Origin of the sequence: Candidatus Magnetobacterium casense, from assembly GCF_019173545.1 — a bacterium.
In the GTDB taxonomy this organism is placed as follows: Bacteria; Nitrospirota; Thermodesulfovibrionia; order Thermodesulfovibrionales; family Magnetobacteriaceae; genus Magnetobacterium; species Magnetobacterium cryptolimnobacter.
The window spans coordinates 1-1,335 of sequence record NZ_JABXWD010000680.1 but is presented as its reverse complement, the minus strand read 5'-3'; the positions used below and the strand labels follow the sequence as shown (position 1 = coordinate 1,335).

Here is a 1,335-nt window from a genome sequence, read left to right as displayed (position 1 = left end):
TATTGAGTGTCCCAAGGCTTGTCTCTGTAAAATCTATCGACAGATCGTGGGAGTCGTCGTATGTGGCGAAAGTCTCGTCATTCCCATCAATGGCATTTGCCCTATCAGCGGCATAGCCTCCAGTGGCACCGGTCGGAATGCAGGTCTTCATGGAGTAGCTGCTCGTCGTGTGGGTATGGGGCTCGGAGGTCAGGGCGAGGTTGGCCTTCTCGTCGAATTTGATCTTGTCGGAAAAGACGATCGTCGAACGCCCGCCGATACTGATATTCTTCGTCCATCCCGCTATGACCCTCAACCACTCGGAACTTCCTCTCTTGACGTAGATGTCGTTGATCGCCTTGACCGGGTGCTGGGCCACCTCGACCTCAAAGGTGGTGAGCTCCTGGTAGATAGAGGCTCCCTTGTTATGGATGACTGCCGTAGTGCCGCCATGCGCCCTAGTAACGGTCAGCGTCCCGGTCGCCGTCACATTATTAGTCACGTCGACCATCTCGCTGTCGATATAGGCATGAAAGGGCGTGGCAGGACACCCGTTTGAGTCGGATACGACAATGGTGACGGCTGCTGCTGTGATATCAGCCGTCAGGGTGGAAAGCCACCCCGCCACCGTCCAGGGGCAGACCAGCTTGTCGACGCTCCCATAAACGATGTTCCTATATTTCCCGACATCGTCAGGATCAGCCGAGGAAAAATCAGCAAGGTCTATGACATCGAGAGGGAGGCTGTTGTTCTTTCCGAAGAGCATGCTCGAACAATCGATTTTAAACTCTGAAGCAGGGTCGTAGATGTCGTAGGGCTGGCCCATCATGCCTTTGAATACTTTAGTTGAGACATCGGCAACAAACGTCTCGTCCGTATCTATGCAGAGTTTGTAGATTTCAATATATTTCTTCTCAGGAGGATAATCGTCAAACAGTTCTATCAAGGTGGCTTTGTCATGGATCTTGTCATTCTTAAATTTTAGCGTTAATTGACAGTTGTCATAGCCTCCGAGGTTCCTGATGTCATTCCCGATGTCCGAGAGATCGAAGAGATAGTCCTCATAGTTGTGGGCATTGTAATAGAGTGTCCTATCGGAAAAGTAGAGCGTCAGACCGGACAGGGAGAGATGAACTAAATAAATTGGCTGGATGTAGTTGCGGTCGATCTTCCTGGTCTGGTTGGCGTCGAGCGTCCTGACCATCAGAGGACCTCCCTGAAGTTGATCACGCAGGAGTAGTAGCCGTAAGCTCTACGGGTGAAGTCGAGCGAGACATTGAGGATCTCAACATAGGAGAGCGTATCGGCATCGTCGATCATCCAGACAGGTTTCGCCCCCTTGGTATGGGAGACGCA

Annotated in this window: 1 protein-coding gene; it reads right to left on the bottom strand. The window is 51.6% G+C overall.

Annotated elements, in window-relative coordinates; translation table 11 throughout:
• On the bottom strand, positions 1–1,183 hold a 1,183-nt coding region (locus HWQ67_RS18700; RefSeq protein WP_218254206.1), incomplete at its 3' end, for a hypothetical protein.
• Positions 1,184–1,335 lie beyond the last annotated feature (152 nt).